General features: G+C 48.6%; 21 protein-coding genes. 13 read left to right on the top strand and 8 right to left on the bottom strand.

What is annotated here, in order from left to right:
- Nucleotides 1–15: 15 nt before the first annotated feature.
- The 7 genes from aroB to ACWA5Z_RS07020 form a co-directional block, all read right to left on the bottom strand.
- The gene (gene aroB / locus ACWA5Z_RS06990) at nt 16–1122 is read right to left on the bottom strand and encodes a 3-dehydroquinate synthase (protein WP_431050909.1); all 1107 of its coding nucleotides are present in this window, start codon (nt 1120–1122) and stop codon (nt 16–18) included.
- Nucleotides 1123–1163: 41 nt separating this feature from the next.
- The gene (gene aroK, locus ACWA5Z_RS06995; protein WP_431050911.1) at nt 1164–1697 is read right to left on the bottom strand and encodes a shikimate kinase AroK; all 534 of its coding nucleotides are present in this window, start codon (nt 1695–1697) and stop codon (nt 1164–1166) included.
- A 203-nt stretch (nt 1698–1900) separates the two neighbouring features.
- Nucleotides 1901–3271, bottom strand: a complete 1371-nt coding sequence (pilQ, locus tag ACWA5Z_RS07000) for a type IV pilus secretin PilQ (RefSeq protein WP_431050913.1) — start codon at nt 3269–3271, stop codon at nt 1901–1903.
- 12 nt (nt 3272–3283) lie between these two features.
- Nucleotides 3284–3673: a hypothetical protein gene (locus ACWA5Z_RS07005; protein WP_431050915.1), complete on the bottom strand. Its 390-nt coding sequence runs from the start codon at nt 3671–3673 to the stop codon at nt 3284–3286.
- Nucleotides 3657–4196: a hypothetical protein gene (locus tag ACWA5Z_RS07010; protein ID WP_431050917.1), complete on the bottom strand. Its 540-nt coding sequence runs from the start codon at nt 4194–4196 to the stop codon at nt 3657–3659. The genes ACWA5Z_RS07005 and ACWA5Z_RS07010 overlap by 17 nt, the downstream gene beginning before the upstream one ends.
- Nucleotides 4196–4759 carry a hypothetical protein gene (locus ACWA5Z_RS07015; protein WP_431050919.1) on the bottom strand — a complete coding sequence of 188 codons (564 nt, stop codon included), beginning with the start codon at nt 4757–4759 and terminating at the stop codon, nt 4196–4198. Before ACWA5Z_RS07015 ends, ACWA5Z_RS07010 begins: the two co-directional genes overlap by 1 nt.
- Nucleotides 4749–5609, bottom strand: coding sequence for a hypothetical protein (locus tag ACWA5Z_RS07020; RefSeq protein ID WP_431050921.1), 861 nt, complete (start codon nt 5607–5609; stop codon nt 4749–4751). The genes ACWA5Z_RS07015 and ACWA5Z_RS07020 overlap by 11 nt, the downstream gene beginning before the upstream one ends.
- Before the next feature lie 106 nt (nt 5610–5715).
- Here ACWA5Z_RS07020 and ACWA5Z_RS07025 point away from each other — a divergent pair, with 106 nt between their 5' ends.
- On the top strand, nt 5716–8289 hold the full coding sequence (locus ACWA5Z_RS07025; RefSeq protein ID WP_431050923.1) for a penicillin-binding protein 1A: 2574 nt from the start codon (nt 5716–5718) through the stop codon (nt 8287–8289).
- A gap of 102 nt (nt 8290–8391) precedes the next feature.
- On the opposite strand, the gene rho is transcribed toward ACWA5Z_RS07025, so the two are convergent.
- The gene (gene rho / locus ACWA5Z_RS07030; protein ID WP_431050925.1) at nt 8392–9654 is read right to left on the bottom strand and encodes a transcription termination factor Rho; all 1263 of its coding nucleotides are present in this window, start codon (nt 9652–9654) and stop codon (nt 8392–8394) included.
- Nucleotides 9655–9961: 307 nt separating this feature from the next.
- Between rho and rhlB the strand changes: the two genes are divergently transcribed.
- From rhlB to nrfB, 12 genes are all read left to right on the top strand, one after another.
- A complete protein-coding gene (gene rhlB, locus ACWA5Z_RS07035) occupies nt 9962–11251 on the top strand; it encodes an ATP-dependent RNA helicase RhlB (protein WP_431050927.1) in 1290 nt (429 codons plus the stop codon).
- Nucleotides 11252–11413: 162 nt separating this feature from the next.
- Nucleotides 11414–11728 carry a ribosome silencing factor gene (gene rsfS / locus ACWA5Z_RS07040; protein ID WP_431050929.1) on the top strand — a complete coding sequence of 105 codons (315 nt, stop codon included), beginning with the start codon at nt 11414–11416 and terminating at the stop codon, nt 11726–11728.
- A gap of 1 nt (nt 11729) precedes the next feature.
- Entirely contained in the window at nt 11730–12200 is a 471-nt protein-coding gene (gene rlmH / locus ACWA5Z_RS07045) for a 23S rRNA (pseudouridine(1915)-N(3))-methyltransferase RlmH (protein WP_431050931.1), read from the top strand.
- A gap of 150 nt (nt 12201–12350) precedes the next feature.
- Nucleotides 12351–14276 (top strand): penicillin-binding protein 2, encoded by a 1926-nt coding sequence (mrdA, locus tag ACWA5Z_RS07050; protein WP_431050933.1) that lies wholly within the window; start codon nt 12351–12353, stop codon nt 14274–14276.
- Nucleotides 14273–15388 carry a rod shape-determining protein RodA gene (gene rodA / locus ACWA5Z_RS07055; RefSeq protein WP_431050935.1) on the top strand — a complete coding sequence of 372 codons (1116 nt, stop codon included), beginning with the start codon at nt 14273–14275 and terminating at the stop codon, nt 15386–15388. The genes mrdA and rodA overlap by 4 nt, the downstream gene beginning before the upstream one ends.
- Before the next feature lie 31 nt (nt 15389–15419).
- Nucleotides 15420–16343: a septal ring lytic transglycosylase RlpA family protein gene (locus ACWA5Z_RS07060; protein ID WP_431050937.1), complete on the top strand. Its 924-nt coding sequence runs from the start codon at nt 15420–15422 to the stop codon at nt 16341–16343.
- 18 nt (nt 16344–16361) lie between these two features.
- The gene (locus ACWA5Z_RS07065) at nt 16362–17543 is read left to right on the top strand and encodes a serine hydrolase (protein WP_431050939.1); all 1182 of its coding nucleotides are present in this window, start codon (nt 16362–16364) and stop codon (nt 17541–17543) included.
- A gap of 101 nt (nt 17544–17644) precedes the next feature.
- A complete protein-coding gene (gene ybeD / locus ACWA5Z_RS07070) occupies nt 17645–17911 on the top strand; it encodes a DUF493 family protein YbeD (protein ID WP_431050941.1) in 267 nt (88 codons plus the stop codon).
- 38 nt (nt 17912–17949) lie between these two features.
- On the top strand, nt 17950–18618 hold the full coding sequence (lipB, locus tag ACWA5Z_RS07075) for a lipoyl(octanoyl) transferase LipB (RefSeq protein WP_431054309.1): 669 nt from the start codon (nt 17950–17952) through the stop codon (nt 18616–18618).
- Nucleotides 18619–18657: 39 nt separating this feature from the next.
- Complete coding sequence (lipA, locus tag ACWA5Z_RS07080) at nt 18658–19620, top strand: lipoyl synthase (RefSeq protein ID WP_431050943.1); 963 nt, start codon at nt 18658–18660, stop codon at nt 19618–19620.
- Nucleotides 19621–19983: 363 nt separating this feature from the next.
- Complete coding sequence (gene nrfA, locus ACWA5Z_RS07085) at nt 19984–21369, top strand: ammonia-forming nitrite reductase cytochrome c552 subunit (protein ID WP_431054310.1); 1386 nt, start codon at nt 19984–19986, stop codon at nt 21367–21369.
- Between the two features lie 96 nt (nt 21370–21465).
- Nucleotides 21466–22083: a cytochrome c nitrite reductase pentaheme subunit gene (gene nrfB / locus ACWA5Z_RS07090; RefSeq protein ID WP_431050945.1), complete on the top strand. Its 618-nt coding sequence runs from the start codon at nt 21466–21468 to the stop codon at nt 22081–22083.
- The last annotated feature ends 51 nt before the right edge of the window (nt 22084–22134 follow it).

The raw sequence follows: 22134 nt of genomic DNA on the forward strand, positions 1-22134 counted from the left end.
TTTCAGGCAACTGGGTCAGTCAAATTGGCTACAAGCGTTGATCGCTTGACACACTAACTGCGGATCGCTGTCTTTGGCAACGTAGGCTTGCCCCAGCTTTTTCAGCAACACCAAACGCAATTTACCGGCAAGCACTTTTTTATCACGCATCATCAACGGCAGATAATCATCGGCGCTCATGCCGTCCGGCGAAATGGTCGGCAAATTCGCCTGTGCCAACAGTTTTTCGAGGCGGAACACATCTTGCTGTGTCAGATCGCCCAATAAATGCGATTGTGCCGCTGCCATCAGCATACCGACCGCGACCGCTTCGCCGTGCAGCCAGTTGCCGTAGCCTAAATGGGTTTCGATGGCATGCCCGAACGTATGTCCAAGATTAAGCAACGCGCGATCGCCTTGTTCGGTTTCATCGCGTGCCACCACTTCGGCTTTGATTTCGCAGCAACGCTTGAGGCAGAAATGCAGGGCTTCGGTGTTCAATTTCACCAATCTGTCAATGTTCTGTTCCAACCATTCAAAAAACGGCAGATCCAAAATCGCGCCGTATTTAATCACTTCGGCTAAACCGGCAAACACTTCGCGTTTCGGTAAGCTATTTAAGGTGTTGCTGTCGATAATTACCGCGCAAGGTTGGTGAAATGCGCCGATCATATTTTTGCCAAGCGCGTGGTTCACGCCGGTTTTACCGCCGACGGAGGAGTCGACTTGTGATAACAAGGTGGTCGGAATTTGCAACAAACGCACGCCACGCTGATAGCTTGCCGCCGCAAAACCGGCAATATCGCCGACCACGCCGCCGCCGAGTGCGACGATGGTGGTGTCACGCCCGTGATTGGCTTGTAAAAGTGCGGTGAAAATCAGATTGAGTGATTCTAGCGTTTTATATTGTTCGCCGTCGGGAATTAACACCGATTCCACCTGACAGCCTAATTGTTGCAATGCCTCGCTGACGGTTGCCAGATAGTGTGCCGCCACCGTCGGGTTGCTGACAATCATGACTTTATCGCCCTGTTGCAATGGCGCATAGCTTTCGGATTGGCTTAAAAGACCGCTGCCGATCCGAATCGGATAGCGACGCTCTTTTAACTCTACATTGACTTCAATCGTATTTTGCGCAGTCATGTTGTCATCTCCAGTGGGTAAAGGAAAGCAAAAAACAGAAATCAATTGACCGAAGAATATTGCTCCAACAGATCAATCAAATGGTTAGCCATATTTTTCGCGTTTTGCTCGTCGGTGCTCATGGTAATATCGGCAATTTGCTCATACAGCGGATTACGTGTTTTTGCCAAATCTTCCAACACCTGGCGCGGATCGGCAACGCCTTGCAACAACGGGCGTTTTTTGTCGCGCAAGGTGCGTTGGTGCTGTTTATCAACGGTGGTTTCCAAATAGACCACCGTGCCGCGTGCGGACAGATGATTACGGGTTTCTTTGGATAAAATCGCACCGCCGCCGGTCGACAGGACAATGCCTTGGCGTTGGGTCAGTTCGTTGATAATCCGTTCTTCGCGTTTGCGAAAACCCGCCTCGCCCTCGACATCAAAAATCCAACTGATGTCGGCACCGGCGCGTTGTTCGATTTCGTTGTCGGAATCGATAAATTCCATCCCGAGGATTTGGGCAAGCTGGCGACCGATTGTGCTTTTGCCTGCGCCCATCGGCCCAATTAAAAAGATATTACGTTTTTCAGCCATGTTATTCTAAATTCTTGTTAATGTTATGATTAATCAGAGTGTCGAAGGTATATAAAAGAGCGGTGCTGTTGCCGAATCACGGCACGCTAAGTAGTAAAACACCCCGCGAGCTTCAACTTTAAGTTAAGGGGGCAATTATCGCAATAAAACGCCCCTGTTTTCAACCGTATTACCCGATTTAATCAATAAAAACACAAATTAGACTAAAATCCGTAGGCAAATGGGCGCGGAGCAGACGGATTTTGTGCCGGATTATTGTTGCGGGTTGCTTCTTTGGTCGGGGATTTGACGATGTGCGGTGTGACAAAAATCACCAATTCGCGTTTGGCCTGGCGTTGGGTCTCTTTGCCGAATACATGCTTGATTCCCGGCACATCACCCAACAGCGGCACTTTATCCCGACCGTCGACAAAGGTGTCGTGAAACACGCCGCCGAGCACGATGGTTTCGCCGTGGCGGGCAAACACTTGGGTTTGAATTTCCTGTTTGTCAATCGTGGTCATCTGATGATTGCCATAGGCAACGCTGTTGCCCGGTGAATTTTGGCTAATCATTAAATCCAATAAAATGGTGTCATCGTGGGAAATATGCGGCGTCACTTCCAAGCCCAATACGGCGTCACGGAATTCAACGCTTTGCGTTTCGTTTTTATTGGTCACCAGATAGGGAATCTCCGTGCCCTGTTTAATGCTGGCACTGCGTTTGTTGGTGGTCAGCAGGCGCGGGCTGGCGATAATATTGACGTTATTTTCGCGCTCAAGTGCGGTCAACTCTAAATCCAACAAGCGGCTGTTAATTTTCGCCACTTGCAGTGAAACCCTGGCGGCATTGGCGTAATCGCTGCCGAAGTTGATGTTCAGATTATTTGCCACATCGGTAAACCCGTTGGCATCCAAGCTGCCGCTGAATCGGCGCGCTTGCGCCGTGCTGTCGAACAACCCCCAGCGGGTGCCCAGTTCGTGCAGGCTTTCATCGCTGATTGTTACAATTCGAGCTTCAATCAACACTTGCTGTGTCGGCTGATCCAGCTGTTGGATAATCTTGCGCAAGTTGGCAAGCGCTTGCGGTTGTTCTTGTAGAATCAGGCTGTTGCTGCGATCATCAAACGTAATACTGCCGCTTGCCGAAAGCAACGAACCACTGCCGCTGTTGAGCGATTGCATGATTTCCGAGGCTTTGGCGTGTTGCAGCGGAATTTTCACCGTTTGCAGGGCTGGTTGGGTTGAAAGTGCGGTTTGCGGGTTTGTCGGCGTGCCGTTTGCCGCTTGGCGCGGGCGGATAAAATAGCTGCCTTCAAATTTTTCAATCTCTAACGCATGGATTTTACTCACCGCTTGCAGTAATTGATCGAAATTAGTCCGTTTTAAATTCAGGCTGATATTGCCTTGCAGTTCGTCATCAACCACTAAATTGACCTCTTGTTGCTGGGCTAAATAGTGCAGCGTGCCGACTAACGGCGCTTGTTTTAAGACCAGCGTAAATCCGTTATCGCGCGGCTGCTTGGCATGGCCGGCGGCGACCGCACTTAACAGCCAACATAATAACACGAGTGCGGTTTGTATCCCTTTTTGCATGATGTTTTCCTATTATAAATGAATGGTTTTCTGCTGGCTCGGATTGCCGCATTGTTGTAAACGAATGCGCTGCGCTTCAATTTGCACGATTTGCCATTGCTCTTGTGCGATCACTTGCTCGAGACGGCTGTCGATAATCACCCCGTTTGCCGTTAACCACAGCACCACGGCGTCGTCGCTGCCGTATTGGATTACGCCGACCGGCTTGAGTTGTACTAACGGCAGGGTATCCATGAGCCAATCGCCAGGTTCGGTACAGTTTAATGCTGCGTTGCCGACGGAAGGCGGCGTCTGCCGTGGCGCAAACGCAAACGGATCCTGTCCCATATCGTTGCTGGCAGCAAGCGTGAAATGGCTGGCAAATAGCAATAGGCTGAGTAAGTAATTATTTTTCTTCATCATGTTTCGCTTCCGTCAGTTGTAACGTCAAATGGGCGAGAGTGCTGCGTTGTGTGTCGGCATGGCTGAGTTCCAATGTTAGCAACGACAATTCGGCAAAGTGCGGTTGCAGTTGGCGCAGAAAACGCTGAATGGCGCTGAAGCGTCCCTCCAGTTCCAGCTGTAACTGCGGCATAGCGGAAAACCGCCATGCTTGTCGGCGGATGTGCAATCCGGCTTGCGCGCTGACCGCACTTTGTATCCGCTGATTCAACGGTGAGATTTGCGCCGCCAGTTGCGGATCGAGCGTTTTTTTCATCTCGTTGGCTTTCTGATTTAACAGCGCAATCACTTGCTGTTTCTGTTGCAATGCCATCTGCTGTTGCTGATTGGCAAGTGCGGTTTGGTCTTGCTGTTGTAACAGTTGTCGAATTTCCCACAACGGGTTTGCCGCAGCGACAGTCAACAGCACGACGGCGCAGATTAACTGTAAACGCCATGACGCGCCGATAAATCTGGCAAGCGGGGAATAGGGTTGTAGTGGCATTATTGCGGTTGCTCCTGTTCGGGGATGAGTTGAATTTGAAACACAAAGGTAAATTGCGCGTCTTGCCGTTCGGCAGGCGCCAGTTCAAATCGGGTTAATTCAAGGGTTGCGCTTGTCGGCAAGGCTTGTGCCAGATAGGCTTTGAGTTGCTCGACGCTGTGCGCCGACAGCGTATAACCGTGCAGCGCCAGCTGTGTTTGCGGCGGTGTTGACGGCGTAAGACCGGCGAAGGTCAAACGTCCGTCTTGCAGTGGCAGCGCACGGAGTAAATTAAGAAACAGCGCGAGGTTTTCAGCGTCGATCACCGCACTTTCACTCGGCGGTTTCCCATCCGTTTGCGCTTGCAGCTGCTGAATTTGCCGCTGTAAATCTTGGTTCTGTTGACGAAGTGCTGTTTGCTGTTGCCGTTGTTGCGCCAATTCGTGTTGCAGGCGCTGTTGATAGCCGTGCAAACCGTGCAGCAGCCCGCAGCCGATCAGCACGCTAATCGCAACCCGACAAACAAATTGGATTTGTTGACGGCGCAGTTGCGTTGTTCGCCAATCCAACAGATTAATTGCCATTGACGAATCCTTTGGTTTGCCAGTGCTGAGTTTGCCAAAGGGCGCAGCCCAAGGCGATAAAATAGGGGTATTGCGCCGGATCGATCGCGATCAATTCGACCTGTGCGGGCAGGATTGACCTTGCGGCTTGCACCGCACTTGGCGCGGCATAAATCACACAGCGCCGGATTTGATTCGGCGGCGCATGTTGGAAAAACAGCTGTAAAAGTGCGGTCAGCGACAATTTTTTTTCATAGCTTTGGATTAAACGATCGGGATATTGCTGTAACAGCACCAGTTTTTCCGCGTTCGGTCGGTTGTCTTGATAAATAAACAACGAAGTTTCATCGACGGCGGCTTGGCTGACATAAACAAAGGCACGCAACAGCGCATGGGCATAGAAATCCAACGCATTTAATCTTAGCGGCGCCAACCGTTCGCAGCAGCGTAAAACGTTTTGCCTTTTTGCCGCAAAAATTTGTACGTAATCAATATATTGCTTCGTGTTGTTATGCGGTATCGGCGTAGCGATAAAATCAAACAGAATTTGCGACTCGTCGCTCGGCAGTTGCTGTTTGATAATCAGTTTGACTTGACGGTAACGCTCATGCGGTGCTACGCGCGGCAACAGCAGGTGTTTTTGCCACAGCAAGTGCGGTTCCAAGCAGGAAATATAAAAAAATCGCGCTTTATTTGATATAGTGGACGCAAATTGTTGTCTTAGTAACGGGGTGAGTTGTGCCAATTCGCTCGAATCGATCCGATAAAAGTGCGGTTGCCGTTGCGGATCCAGCAGTGCCACTTCGATATGCTGTTGATTTTGATAAATGCCGACTTTCAGTTTCGGCGCACGGAATATAGCGGTTGTCATTGTAAAAAGATCCTCAATGTGTGCGATAACGTGTAAAATAATTTGATGTGGCAAGTAGTGTGGCGCAAATTCGTTTGATAATTGACTTTGAAGAGAGAAGTTTTCGGTGAAGATCGTAAAATTAATATTTAGTAGTTTATTGACCTTGACAATTTTGGGATGTGTGATAATAGCGATTACCTATTTCCATATCAAATCCGAGCTGCCGGATGTCGCAACCTTGCGCAATATCGAGCTGCAACAGCCTATGCAAATCTATACCGCGGACGGAAAATTAATCGGCGAAGTGGGCGAGCAGCGGCGGATTCCGGTCAGCTTGGCACAGATTCCAGAACCGTTGAAACAAGCGGTGTTGGCAACCGAGGACAGCCGTTTTTATGCCCATTACGGCTTGGATCCGATCGGGATCGCGCGCGCCTTGAAAGTGGCGATCAGCGATGGCGGCGCTTCGCAAGGGGCGAGTACCATCACCCAACAGCTGGCGCGCAACTTTTTCTTAACTCCGGAAAAAACCTTGCTGCGCAAGGTGCGTGAAGCGATTTTGGCGATTGAAATCGAAAAAAATCTGAATAAAGATGAAATTTTAGAACTGTATCTGAACAAAATTTATCTCGGCTATCGCTCTTACGGTGTCGCCGCCGCGGCAAAAACCTATTTCGGTAAGGATTTAAACCAATTAACCCTCAGCGAAATGGCGATGATTGCCGGCTTGCCGAAAGCGCCGTCGACCATGAATCCATTATATTCGTTACAGCGCGCGACCGAGCGGCGCAACGTGGTGTTGGGGCGGATGTTGGAGGAAGGTTATATTTCACAACAACAGTATCAACAAGCGCGCGACGAGCCGTTGGTTGCCAGTTACCACGGCAGTCAATTGGATTTTCAGGCGGAATATGTCACCGAAATGGTGCGGCAGGAAATGGTCAAACTGTACGGCGAAGAAAATGCCTACACGAAAGGGTATAAAGTCTATACCACCGTCGATTCCACCGATCAACGCAATGCTCAGATTGCGGTGCGCAATAATCTGATTAATTACGATATGCGCCATGGTTATCGTGGCGGTGCGCCGCTGTGGAAAGCCAATGAAACCGCGTGGGAGCACGAGCGGATTATCGGTTTCCTGAAAAAAATCCCGAATTCCGAACCGTTAGTACCGGCGGCAGTGATGGCGATTGATAAGGAGGGTGTAAATTTGTTGCTTGCCTCGGGCGAAAGCATGCCGCTGCCGTTTTCGGCGATGAAATGGGCGAATGCCACGGCGAATAGTCCGAAAGTCAAAGTGGGCGAACAAATTTGGATTCGACAAAACAGTAAACAGGAGTGGGTGTTGGGGCAGTTGCCGCGCGCCAATTCGGCGTTGGTCTCGTTAAACAGTGATAACGGCGCGATTGAGGCGATTGTCGGCGGTTTTAGCTTCGGACAAAGTAAATTCAACCGCGCCACGCAATCGATGGTGCAGGTCGGTTCATCGATTAAACCATTTATTTATGCGGCGGCAATGGATAAAGGTTTGAGTCTTGCCACGATTTTAAACGACAGCCCGATTACCATCCGCATTCCGGGGCAAAAACCGTGGTCGCCGAAAAATTCGCCTAACCGTTACGACGGGCAGTTACGTTTGCGCCAAGGCTTGGCACAATCGAAAAACGTAATGATGGTGCGGGCGGTGCAAATGGTCGGCATTGATTATGTGGCGGATTTCTTGCCGCGTTTCGGCTTCAAACGTGATCAGTATCAGGCAACGGAAGCCTTGGCACTGGGGGCGGCCTCATTTACCCCGTTGGAAATGGCGCGCGGCTATGCGGTGTTTGATAACGGAGGTTTCTTGATTGATCCGTTTATTATCGAGAAAATTTTGGATCATGAGGGTAAAGAAATTTATCTTGCCAACCCGAAAGTGGCGTGTTTCGGCTGTAATGATATTCCCGTGATTTATGGCGAACAGCAAAAACTGGAATTATTGGATCAAAGCATAGAAAACGGGCAAACTGATGAAAGCGGAGTGAATCTCGCCGCCAATGCCGACGGCGATCCGGATCAACAGCCGGAAACCGTGCCGGATATTCCGGAATTGCAAATCGGCAACAGCCGGTTGCAAGACGGACCGGGATTGTTGGCGCAAGCCCGTGCGCAAAGCCAAGAACCGCAACTTGCCCCACGGGTGATCAGTGGCGAGTTGGCATTTTTAATCCGCAGTGCGCTGCACTCTGGGATCTACGGCGAGCAAGGCAGCGGTTGGAAAGGCACCGGCTGGCGCATGGCGAATGAGATCAAACGCAGTGATGTCGGCGGTAAAACCGGTACTACCAATAACTCGAAAGTGGCGTGGTATGCCGGCTACGGTGCCAATTTCGCCACAGCAGTGTATGTCGGTTTTGACGATAATAAATATGATTTGGGCCGCGGCGAAGCCGGTGCAAGCACCGCGATGCCGGCGTGGCGGGAATATATGAAAAAAGCGTTGGAAAACATACCGGAACGCGCCGATCCGTTGCCGCCGAACATCATCGAAAAACGCATTGATAAGTCCAGCGGTTTGTTGACCGACAGCGGCGGACGCAACGAATATTTTATCAAAGGTACCGAACCGACCCGGCATTATATCCGTGAGCAAGGCTATAAGATTATGGTCAACCCGGGCGACGGCTCCGGTCCGCGTGTGGAAGAGCTGTTCTAACTAGCGTTATAAGCAAAAGTGCGGTTTGACCGCACTTTTGTGTAACAAACCCAATTAAAACGCCCGCATTCGCGGGCGTTTCGGTATCAGACTTGATAGCAATTACGAACGTTTCATAATATCGAAAAACTCTTCGTTGGTTTTTGCCATGGAGAGCTTGTCTATCAGGAATTCCATCGCTTCGATTTCGCCCATCGGGTGTACGATTTTGCGTAGAATCCACATTTTTTGCAGCTCGTCCGGCGTGGTGAGCAGCTCTTCTTTACGTGTGCCGGAGCGGTTGAAGTCAATCGCCGGGAATACGCGTTTTTCCGCGATTTTACGCGATAAATGCAATTCCATATTACCGGTACCTTTAAACTCTTCGTAGATGACTTCGTCCATTTTGGAGCCGGTATCCACAAGTGCGGTAGCGATAATGGTTAAGCTGCCGCCTTCTTCTACGTTACGTGCCGCACCGAAAAAGCGTTTCGGACGGTGCAAGGCATTGGCATCCACCCCACCCGACAATACTTTGCCGGAGGCGGGCGTAACGGTGTTGTAGGCGCGGGCCAAGCGGGTGATCGAGTCTAATAGAATGACCACGTCTTTTTTATGTTCAACCAAGCGTTTGGCTTTTTCGATTACCATCTCGGCGACTTGCACATGGCGTGCCGCCGGTTCGTCGAACGTCGAGGCGACGACTTCGCCCTTGACCAAACGTTGCATTTCGGTGACCTCTTCCGGACGTTCGTCGATCAGTAACACCATCAATACGCATTCAGGGTAGTTGTGGGTGATACTTTGCGCGATATTTTGCAGCAACATGGTTTTACCGGCTTTCGGCGGCGCCACTATCAAACCACGCTGTCCTTTACCAATCGGCGCAGCCAAATCCAATACGCGCGCGGTTAAATCTTCGGTCGAACCGTTGCCGCGCTCCATGCGCATGCGTGAGTTGGCGTGTAATGGCGTGAGGTTTTCAAACAGGATTTTGTTACGTGAGATTTCAGGACGGTCGGCATTGACTTCTTTGATTTTTAACAGCGCAAAATAGCGTTCGCCTTCTTTCGGCGGGCGGATTTTGCCTTCGATCATATCGCCGGTACGTAGGTTGAAGCGGCGGATTTGGCTTGGCGACACATAAATATCATCCGGACCAGCCAAATAAGAGCTGTCCGCCGAACGCAGGAAACCGAAACCGTCTTGCAGGATTTCCAAAACGCCTTCGCCGAAGATGTCTTCGCCGCTTTTAGAGTGTTGTTTTAAAATGGAAAAAATAATATCTTGCTTGCGTAAACGGGCTAAATTTTCTAAGCCCATCTGTTCTTCCCCGATGCGCACAAGCTCGGAGATCGGGGTGTTTTTCAGTTCTGTCAGATTCATAATGGAAGAATTAGTTTGATTTAAGATTAGATTAATGGAAATAAGTGAGTTTACTTATGTAGTTTAATACAGTGTGAAAAGTATGACTCAGATTTGAGTGGCGATAAAAGTACCACTAAAAGCAGGGGCTGTCTAGCGAGAATTTATTTTTTATTGAGGATAAACGCGCAAAGTGCGGTTCAACGCAAAAAATCCGTCCTGATTTTGGCATTAAAGCAAGCACAGGCGGCTGTGTTGTGCTATCCTTGAGCGATTTTTCATAAAAAGTGCGGTTAAACAAACTTTAAGAACCGACAGAGACAGAGATATGCAAACAAATAAACATTTAAGCCAAGTCCGTTTTAGCGATTTCGCCTTGAATCCGCAGGTATTAAGCGCGTTAAACGACAGTGGTTTTGAATATTGCACCCCGATTCAGGCGTTGACGCTGCCGTTGACCCTTGCCGGGCGTGATGTAGCGGGGCAGGCGCAAACCGGTACCGGTAAGACGATGGCGTTTTTGATTGCCACGTTCCATCAATTGTTAAGCCAACAAGCAAACAGTGAAGGGCGCTATCAACATAATCAGCCGCGTGCCTTGATTTTGGCACCGACCCGAGAGTTGGCGGTGCAGATCGATAATGACGCGGAAAAATTGGCGGCAGCCACGGGTTTAAAAACCGCACTTGCCTATGGCGGCGACGGTTATGATAAACAGCTGAAAGCGATTGAAAACGGCGTGGATATCTTGATTGGTACAACCGGGCGGGTGATTGATTATGTTAAGCAAGGCATTATCAATTTGGATAAAATTCAGGTGGTGGTGCTGGACGAAGCGGATCGGATGTTCGATTTGGGCTTTATCCGCGATATTCGCTATTTAATGCGTAAATGCCCGCCGGTACAACAGCGTTTGACCCTGCTGTTTTCGGCGACTTTATCCTTCCGGGTGCGCGAACTGGCATTTGAAGATATGAATAATGCCGAATATGTCGAAGTCGAGCCGCTGCAAAAAACCGGACACCGGATCACCGAAGAACTGTTTTATCCGTCCAATCAAGACAAAATGCGTTTGCTGCAAACCTTGCTGGAAGAAGAGTGGCCTGAGCGTTGCATTATTTTCGCCAACACCAAACATCAATGTGAAAATATTTGGGGGCATTTGGCAGCGGACGGACATCGGGTCGGCTTGCTGACCGGCGATGTGGCGCAGAAAAAGCGTTTGGCATTATTGGAAAAATTCACCCAAGGTGAGTTGGATATTTTGGTGGCGACCGATGTGGCGGCGCGCGGCTTGCATATCCCGGCGGTGACCCATGTGTTCAACTACGATTTGCCGGACGATTGCGAAGATTATGTACACCGTATCGGGCGCACCGGCCGTGCCGGCGAAAGCGGCAAATCGGTCAGCTTTGCCTGTGAAGCCTACGCCATGAATTTACCCGCGATTGAAGAATATATCGATCACAGCATTCCGGTCAGTCAATATGATACTGAAGCATTGCTGCAAGATCTGCCGAAACCGCTGCGTTTGCGCCGTAGCGGCAGTGCGACCGGTAATCGTACCAATCAAAAACGCGGTAATAACATGAATAATCGCAAAGCGAGAGCGCGTTAAGATTTTTTTAAGCATAAGTGCGGTATACTCACACGAGGTCTGTTTATCTTGCCCGAACAACGATAAACAGACCTTGTTGTTTGGCGTTTACGGCAACTATGCTAAAATCTGCGCTTTTCTACGCTAGATGATAAATTACACAATACTGTTACGAGGAAACTTTTGCAAAATTCATTAGTCAAATCAGTCACGGCGATTTTAGATGACTTAAAAGCGAGCGACATCAGCGTGTTTGATGTGCGTAATAATAATGGTATCACCGATAATATGGTGATTTGCACCGGCACGTCCAGCCGCCATGTCGGTTCGATTGCACAAAACCTGGCGGACACTTGTAAACAGCAAGGCATTGAATCGTTCGGTTCGGAAGGGATCGAAACCGCCGATTGGGTGGTGGTTGATTTCGGGCAGTTGATTGTGCACGTAATGCAACAAGAAAGCCGCGAGCTGTATCAGTTGGAAAAACTGTGGAGCTAGCATGAAAATCCAACTGATTGCGGTCGGCACCAAAATGCCGAGTTGGGTCACCAGCGGTTTTGAGGAATATCAACGCCGTTTTCCAAAAGATATGCCGTTTGAATTGATCGAAATTGCCGCCGGTAAACGTGGTAAAAATGCCGATATTAAACGGATTTTGGAAAAAGAGGGCGAGCAAATGCTTGCCGCTTGTGGCAAAAACAGCCTGATCGTGACGCTGGATATTCCGGGTAAAGCATGGACAACCCCGCAATTAGCCGAGCAGTTGGAAAGCTGGAAAAATGACGGGCGTGATGTCTGTTTGTTAATCGGCGGCCCTGAAGGGCTATCGCCGCAATGCAAACAAGCGGCGGAACGCAGTTGGTCGCTGTCGCCATTGACCTTGCCGCACCCATTGGTGCGGGTGGTGGTGGCCGAGAGTTTGTATCGGGCGTGGAGTGTGACCACCAATCACCCGTATCACCGTGAGTAGCGAATAAAATGCGACTTTTCTACTGCGTTACTATACCTTGCCGTACTACCTGTACTGTCTGCGGTATAGCGCCTTGTATAAAAGCCGCATTTTATCCGCTACCGTTGGATAAGCAGTAAAAGTAAACAGAAAAGAAAAATAGAATTAACCATGGCAAAAGAGATTATTCGAGACAACAAGGCGGAGCAGAACCTGTTTTTACGGCGGGTGCTGGTGGCGTTTCTGGGGGTTTTGTTGCTGTTGTCGATTCTGTTGCTGAACAACTATAATTTGCAAGTGCGGGATTACGATAATTATCAAACCCGCTCGAACGGTAACCGGATTAAATTACTGCCGGTAGCGCCGACCCGTGGGCTGATTTATGACCGCAATAATAAGGTGTTGGCGGAAAATTTGACCTTTTTCGGTTTGTATATTGTGCCGGAAAAAACCGAAAATTTGCAGCAGACTTATCAACAGTTACGCCAAATCGTCGGTTTGACCGATGAGGATATCGAAGCCTTTGCCAAGGAACGACGCCGCAATTCGCGTTATACGCCGATTTTGTTAAAAGCGGACTTAACCGAAGAACAAATCGCGCGTTTTGCGGTGGATCAACATAATTTCCCAAGTTTGGAAATTCGCCCTTACTTTAAGCGGCATTATCCCTATGGTGAAGATCTGACGCATATTCTAGGTTATGTTGCCAAAATTAATGATAAAGATGTCGAGCGGTTGAAAGACGAAGACAAATTGGCGAATTATGCCGGCACCACCGATATAGGTAAGTTGGGAATCGAACGTTATTACGAAGAACAACTGCATGGCGAAGTCGGTTTTGAGGAAGTGGAAGTGAATAACCGCGGCAAGGTGATCCGCACGTTGCGCCAACAGCCGGCGGTGTCGGGCAAGAGTATTAAGCTGACGATTGATTTGGATTTGCAACGTTATATCCGCCAGTTATTGGATGGACGCCGCGGAGCGATTGTCGCCCTTGACCCGCGTGATAACAGCGTGTTGGCGATGGTGTCGAGCCCAAGTTATGATAACAATTTGTTTGTCGGCGGGATTTCATCGGCGAATTACAATGCGTTATTGAATGATCCGGATCGTCCGCTGTACAGCCGTACCACGCAAGGGGCGTTTCCGCCGGCGTCGACGGTCAAGCCGTTTATTGCGGTGGCGGCGTTACAGGACGGGATTATTACCACCAATACCACGATGTTTGATCCGGGGTATTGGGTGCTGCCCGGAACGGAAAGACGTTATCGCGACTGGTTAAAGAGCGGTCATGGGCGGGTGAATTTAAATAAAGCGATTATGGAATCGGCGGATACCTATTTTTATCAGCTGATTTACGATATGGGCATTAACCGTTTTTCCGAGTGGATGAAACGTTTCGGTTTCGGCATGCCGACCGGAGTGGATATTCGTGAGGAAACCAGCGGCGTAATGCCGACGCGCGAATGGAAACAGCAACGTTATAAAAAACCGTGGGTGATCGGCGATACGATTCCGGTCGGGATCGGACAGGGTTATTGGACGGCAACGCCGTTGCAGGTGACCAAAGCGTTAAGCGTGTTGATTAATAACGGACGGGTTGATACACCGCACTTTATGCAACACATTATCGGTAACGAAATTGAACCCTATCGTGATCCGAAACCGTATGAGGACATTAGCGGGGTGCCGCTAGCCTATTGGAACGCGGCAAAGAGCGGTATGTATAATGTGCTATACGGCAGCAGCGGCACGGCGAAAAAAGCCTTCGCCAATATGTCTTATCTGGCGGCAGGCAAATCAGGTACCGCGCAGGTGTTTGGTTTAAAAGAAAATCAAAAATACGACGCGTCGAACTTGGCATCGCATTTGCATGATCATGCGTGGTTTATTGCGTATGCGCCGTATGAAAACCCTAAAATCGCCTTATCGGTATTTTTAGAAAATGCCGGCGGCGGTTCCAGCCAAGCAGCGCCGGTTGCGCGGGCAATTATGGATTATTATTTACTGGATATGGGACAGTTGAAACAACAAACGGCAAGTGAAAGTGCGGTGGCGGACGAGCAAAGCGCAACTGACGCAGGAGGCGCACAATGAGCGAACCAAAAACCGTCTTCAGCAGCTTATGGCAGCGTTTTCATTTGGATTTTTGGTTGTTGCTGGGCTTGTTGGTGATCTCGGCTTACGGCTTGGTGGTGTTGTATAGCGCTTCCGGCGGCAGTGAGGCGATGTTCAGAAGCCGCGTGATCCAAATTTCTCTCGGTTTTATTGTGATGTTGCTAATGGCGCAGTTTCCATTACGTTTTTATGAAAAACTTGCGCCCTATTTGTATGTCGCTTGTATTATTATGCTGGTGTTGGTTGATCTGATCGGCACCACCAGCAAAGGTGCGCAACGTTGGTTAGACTTGGGCATATTTCGTTTTCAACCGTCGGAAATTGCCAAGTTGTCGGTGCCGTTAATGGTGGCGGCTTATTTAGGGCGGCAAAAATTACCGCCGACCTTATGGCACACCATGATTGCGCTGGGCATGATTTTTGTACCGACCATTTTGGTCGCAATACAACCGGACTTGGGCACGTCGATTTTAGTTAGCGCCTCGGGCATATTTGTTGTATTCTTAGCCGGCATGAGCTGGCGCCTGATTGCGGTGGCGGCGGTCGGATTGGCGGGTTTTATCCCGGTGATGTGGTATTTTCTGATGCATGACTATCAGCGCACACGGGTGATGACCTTACTTGATCCGGAATCCGATCCGCTGGGGGCGGGTTATCATATTATCCAATCGAAAATTGCGATTGGTTCGGGCGGAATCTTCGGTAAGGGCTGGATGCAAGGCACACAGTCGCAATTGGAATTTTTACCGGAACCGCATACGGATTTTATTTTTTCAGTGCTGAGTGAAGAGCATGGGATGGTCGGCGTGTTAGTGTTACTGGCGATCTATATGTTTATTATCATTCGGGGCTTAATTATCGCTGCCAAAGCGCAAACTGCGGCGGGCAGGATTTTAACGGGTGCGATCACCTTAATCTTTTTTGTCTATATTTTTGTCAATATCGGAATGGTAAGCGGAATTTTGCCGGTGGTCGGCGTTCCGTTACCGCTGGTGAGTTACGGCGGAACATCCTATGTCACGCTGATGGCGGGTTTTGGATTGATTATGTCGGTTTACAGCCATAAGCGTAGCGTAACTCACTTTAGATAAGGCAACGAATTGCTAAAATAGGAAATTTTTTATGACATTTTTAAAATCAACCGTTTATGGCTGTTTAATGATGTTGGCGTTAACCATCGGGACGGCACAGGCGGCAACCTCTACGCAAAGTTTGTTTGGGGTGAGCGGACCGAAGAAGTTGTCTTCGACCACGGCGGCGGCTAAAAGCCAGACTTATACCGTGAAGGGCAAAACCTACCAAACCCTGAATCGTGAAAAAGCAAAAGCGTATTCGATGACCGGCACGGCCAGTTTTTACGGCGGCAAATTTAATGGTAGAAAAACCGCAAGTGGCGAGATTTATAATGAAAATTTAATGACGGCTGCGCATAAACGTTTGCCGATACCGTCTTATGTTTTGGTAACCAATGTGAAAAACGGGCGTCAAGTCGTTGTACGGGTCAATGATCGCGGACCTTTTGTCGGGGATCGTAAAATCGATTTGTCGAAAGCCGCCGCCAAAGAATTGGGGATGTTGCGAAAAGGCACGGCACAGGTCAAAATGGAAGTGGTACATGTCGATAAAAATGGTCAAATCAGTGGACCGGGCGGAGAAAAATTAATCCGGTTGGCAAAAAATAAAAATTTACCGCTGCCGAAAGACAATCAACAAGCCAGTGTGCAAATTGCCAAGGCAAAAGCGGTCGCGGCGGATAAAACGGATCTCGTGACGGCAAGCCGCGGAGATAAACCGCTCGCGGAAAATGGCGCAAGTAATTTGGCGTATGAACTGCAAAGTGTCAATTTAGATAGCGATACTGAAGCAAAAGCGCTGATTGCCCAGCTTTCGATGAAAAATGTGAACAGTGAAATTATTAAAGAGGGCCGCAATTTCAAAGTGAAATTCGGACCGCTTGATTCGCGCGAAAAAGTGAACCAACTGAAAACCGAGTTGGTGCAAAACGGTCAACACAACAATATTTTATACTCTTACAACGCTCAATAACGAAGGATTTTGTTTGCTATGTTTTATCGACGTCAATTGAAAACAACCTTGTTGGCAACGGCTTTACTGACATCCGCGCCGATATTTGCCTCCGAGGTAATCGAATTTAATGTGGCACCGCCACAGCTGAATGCACAAACCTATATTTTGATGGATTATCATACCGGTGCGGTGTTGGCGGCGAAAGCGCCGGATCAACGCCAAGCCCCGGCAAGTTTGACTAAAATTATGACCAGTTATGTGGTCGGCGATGCGATTCGACAAGGTAAAATTCGTAACGATGACATAGTCACGGTGAGTAAAAATGCTTGGGGCAAAAATTTCCCGGGTTCGTCTAAAATGTTTTTGAACGTCAATCAGCAAGTCAGCGTGAAAGATCTGAATTACGGAATTATCATTGCCTCCGGCAATGATGCCTGTGTGGCGATCGCCGAGCATTTAGCCGGCACGGAAAAGAATTTCATTGACATCATGAACCAATACGTACAGAAATTTGGGCTGAAAAATACCCGTTTTGCTACGGTGCACGGCTTGGATGCGGAAAATCAATACTCTTCAGCCAGAGATATGGCGATCATGGCATCGCATATGATTCGTGATTTGCCGGAAGAATATGCGATTCACTCAGAAAAAGAGTTTACTTTTAATAAAATTAAACAACAAAACCGCAACGGTCTTTTATCGGACAAAACCTTGAACGTGGACGGCATGAAAACCGGGCATACCGATCAGGCCGGTTATAATTTGGTTGCGTCGGCAGTTGAAGGCGATACCCGTTTCATTAGCGTCGTCATGGGCGTGCCGACGATCAAAGGGCGTGAAGTCGAAACCAAAAAACTGTTGCAATGGGGTTTCAATAACTTTGAAACCTTGAAACCGTTAGCCGCCGGCACAGTGGTGTCCGAGCAAAGCGTGTATTACGGCAAGGAAAATAAGGTCAAATTGGGGACGATCGACGACGGCTATATCACCATTCCGAAAGGCAAGCAGGCAGAGTTGAAAGCGCGTTATGAACTGAGCAAAAAATACTTGGAAGCCCCGCTACAGAAAGGTGATGTGGTCGGCACCGTGGTTTACCAGTTGGATGGCAAAGATGTCGCCACCGTGAATTTGCAGGTGCTTGAGCCGGTGGAGGAAGCCGGTTTCTTCGGCAAAATCATCGATTGGATTATTTTGACGGTGAAAAGCCTGTTTAGTTAATCCAAATCATCACCTTGAATTTAGGCGCGCTAAACACCACGTATAAATACATTCAAATCCCTGCCTGGCAGGGATTTCTCAATAAAGAACAGGAATAAAAAATGGAAAAAACCAAATTACACGAACTGCTCGAATTCCCATGCGACTTCCCGTATAAAGTGATGGGTTTGGCGCAGCCGGATTTACAGGACAAAGTGTTGGAAGTGGTACAAAAACACATTCCGGGCGACTATGCGCCAACGATTAAACCGAGTAGTAAAGGCAATTATCATTCGGTGTCGATTATGGTACGTGCGGAAAATATCGAGCAGATCGAAACGTTGTATAAAGAATTGGCGGAAATTGATATTGTCAGAATGGTGCTGTAGTAGCACAAGGCAAAGTGCGGTTTGAGGAACGAAAAATGATGTCATTCGCAAAACACCTGATTGTACGTCAATTAGGCATACGGCCTTACGCAACGGTGTGGCGGCAAATGCAGCAGTTTACCGATAACCGTGATGACCGCACTTTGGATGAAATTTGGCTGGTGCAGCATCCGGCGGTGTTCACCCAAGGGCAAGCCGGCAAAACGGAACATCTGTTGCGGCAATCCGCCATTCCGCTGGTGCAGTCCGATCGCGGCGGGCAGATCACTTACCATGCACCCGGACAGCAGGTGATGTATGTGCTGTTAGACATCAAACGCAAAAAAGCACAAGACAACGGTGATTTCAATGTGCGTCACTTAGTCTCTGCGCTGGAAAATTGCGTGGTGGCGACCTTGGCCGATTATGGCGTTCAAGCCTATCCGAAAGCCGATGCGCCCGGGGTTTATGTTGACGAACGCAAAATTTGTTCATTGGGGCTGCGTATCCGTCGCGGCTGTTCGTTTCACGGCTTGGCATTGAATATCAATATGGATTTAACCCCGTTCAATTATATCAACCCTTGCGGCTATGCCGGCTTAGAAATGTGCCAATTAAGCGAATTAATCGGTGATCCGGCTTTACTTTGCGAGCAGGTTGCCCCACAATTACTGCAACATTTTATTAACCTAATGGATTACAAACAGATCCAATTCGTTGAAAATTAATTAAGCCTTAATCCGAATCAAGACAAATCGAGAGCTATAATGGGTAAACCTTTCAAAATGGAACGTGGCGTGAAATATCGCGACGCAGCCAAAACTTCAATTATTCCGGTGACAAACATTAATCCCGAGCAGGAGTTGTTGCCGAAACCGGCGTGGATGAAAATTAAATTACCGGCAAGTTCGGCGAAGATTGACAGCATTAAAAACGGCATGCGCCGTCACGGTTTGCATTCGGTGTGCGAAGAAGCCAGTTGCCCGAACTTACACGAGTGTTTCAATCACGGCACGGCAACCTTTATGATTTTAGGCGCGATCTGTACCCGCCGCTGCCCGTTTTGCGATGTGGCGCACGGCAAACCGCTGCCGCCGGATCCTGACGAACCGAAAAAACTCGCCGAAACCATTCAAGATATGAAATTGCGTTATGTGGTGATCACTTCGGTCGATCGCGATGATTTGCCGGATCGCGGTGCGGGGCATTTTGCCGATTGCGTGCGCGAAATCCGCAAACTCAATCCGAATATCAAAATTGAAATTTTAGTGCCGGATTTTCGCGGCAGAATCGAACAAGCATTGGATAAATTAAAAGATAATCCGCCGGATGTGTTTAACCACAATTTGGAAAATGTGCCGCGTTTATACCGTGAGATTCGCCCGGGCGCCGATTATCAATGGTCATTAAAACTGTTGCATGATTTCAAACGGATGTTTCCGCATATTCCGACCAAATCCGGTTTAATGGTCGGTTTGGGCGAAACGAATGACGAAATTTTGGAAGTAATGCAGGATTTACGCACTAACGGCGTAACCATGTTGACCTTGGGACAATATTTACAACCGAGCCGCCATCACTTGCCGGTGGCGCGTTATGTGCCGCCGAGCGAGTTTGACATAATGCGCGAAAAAGCCGAGGCAATGGGCTTTGAGCATGCCGCTTGCGGTCCTTTCGTGCGCTCCTCCTATCACGCCGATTTACAGGCGCAAGGCATGGAAGTGAAATAACGCTTAGTTATTGATTGCACTGATAATATTTAACCGCACTTTTGCTGAAATTTTAAGCGAAAGTGCGGTTTTTTTATACTATTTGACAAAAAAGAGGTACTCATTTAGAGGTATTTTGCTGTGGAAATTTGATCAAGAACAACTATTTTGAATATATCTATGCAAAAAACAAGGGTATTTGCTAATTTAATCTCGAAGAACTTTAGTTGATTGTTGCAATGTTATCACAGAGTTAAGTGCTTAACATGGCGTTTCAAATCCAATTCTTGTGGGAAAGTCTCTACGGAGGAAATTATCGTGAATATCGCAAAACAAAAACTGACCTCGCTATTCAGCCTGCTCGCCGTAATCGGCGGAGGTTGGCTGGCAACGCAAAATGCCATGGCAGAGGAACAAAAAACAGAAGCCGATTCGAAAGTGGTTATCCAGTCTAATAACCAAAAATTTGCAGCAAAATATCCGCTGCAATTTAATACATGGTCGGCAACTTCAGAATCTGATGAAGTAGACTCGGCAATCGGTGAAGATCCGCGCATGATTGTATTGTGGGGCGGTTATTTGTTTTCGCACGATTATAACAAACCGCGCGGTCACTTTTATGCGATTAAAGATGTGCGGGATATTCTGCGTACCGGCGCCCCGACCGGACCAAATGACGGTCCGCAACCGATGGCATGCTGGACCTGTAAAGGTCCGGATGTGCCACGTTTAATCGCGGAATGGGGTGAAGACGGTTATTTCAGCGGTAAATGGGCAAAAGGCGGGCCGGAAGTAGTGAATTCGATCGGCTGTGCCGACTGCCACGATACCACCTCCGCCGACTTTGCCGAAGGCAAACCGGCATTGCGCATTGCGCGTCCGCATGTGTTACGCGCCTTGGATAAAATTGGTGAAAATTTCGCCTCATCGGATAAAACCGATCAACGTGCGGCGATTTGTGCTAACTGCCACGTGGAATACTATTTTGCCGGTGATTTGAAAGAAGTGACGTTCCCGTGGGATAAAGGCACCAGTGTTGATCAAATCGAAGCCTATTACGATGAAATCGGCTTCAGCGATTGGACTCACTCGCTCTCTAAAGCGCCGATGTTGAAAGCGCAACACCCGGACTTCGAAATCTGGTCGGCAGGCATGCACGGTAAAAACGGCGTGACCTGTATCGACTGCCATATGCCGAAAGTGCAAACCGCCGACGGCAAAGTCTTTACCGATCACAAAATCGGCAATCCGTTTGACGCGTTTGAAAACACCTGTGCCAACTGCCACGATCAAAGCAAAGAAAAATTGCGCGAAATTGTGTCTTCACGCAAGCATGAAGTCAAAGACGTGATGATCCGTTTGGAAGATCAACTGGTGAAAGCGCACTTTGAAGCCAAAGCCGCATGGGATGCCGGTGCAACTGAAGACGAAATGAAAGCGGCATTGCAAGATATTCGTCATGCCCAATGGCGTTGGGATTATGCCGCAGCCAGCCATGGCGGTTACATGCATGCGCCGGATGTGATGTTGCGTGTCTTAGGCACAGGCTTGGATAAAGCCGGTGATGCGCGGGTGAAATTGGCGCGTGTGCTGAGTGCGCACAATGTCAGCCAGCCAGTGGCTATTCCGGATATTTCGACCAAAGAGAAAGCGCAGGCAGTGATGGGCATTGATTATGAAAAAGAGAAAAAAGCAAAAGATGAATTCTTGAAAACCCTTGTACCTCAATGGGATAAAGAAGCCAAAGCAAAAGGCTTACTGGGTGAATAATAGCTGATTAAACCGCACTTTGGCGTTTGGCGAGATCAACCGGAGTAAAAGTGCGGTATCAAGCATAACAACCATTTAAGATTGAGGGAAAAGACGATGAAGGGAAATCTTCTGTTAAAGGCTGTCAAATTGATAGCCGTATTAAGCGCAGGTTTGCTGACAGCCACGGTTTCGTCTGCAAACACCAATGCGCAAAGCGGCAATGCGGGTAATGAGCTGACTTACCAACCGCAGTTGGAAAATCAGCGTGATCCAAATAAATATTGCGCACAATGCCATAAATTTAATGACGAACAATTTCACGGTATCCATTTAAGCAAAGCCAATCCGTCAACAGGAAAACCGATTAACTGTGTCAGCTGTCATGGTAATATTTCGGAAGATCACCGTCGCGGCGTGAAAGATGTAATGCGTTTCCATGGTGATATTTTCGACGGCAAAACGCCGATGTACAGTGTACAAGAGCAAAATCAGGTCTGCTTCTCTTGTCACCAGCCGGAAAAATTGCGCGAAAGCTTATGGGCGCATGATGTGCATGCGATGAAACTGCCGTGTGCCAGCTGTCATACCTTGCACCCGAAAGCAGATCCAATGCAAGGTATTGCGCATAAAGATCAAGTGAAACTGTGCGTTGATTGTCACGGTAAACAACAAGAATTGTTGGAAGCCAAAGCCAACCCACAACCTGTGATTCAGGATAAGGATAAAAAATGAGTTGCTCACGCCGAAACTTTGTTTCCGGCATGGGGGCTGGGGCTCTTATCC

It is taken from the genome of Testudinibacter sp. P80/BLE/0925, assembly GCF_053570785.1.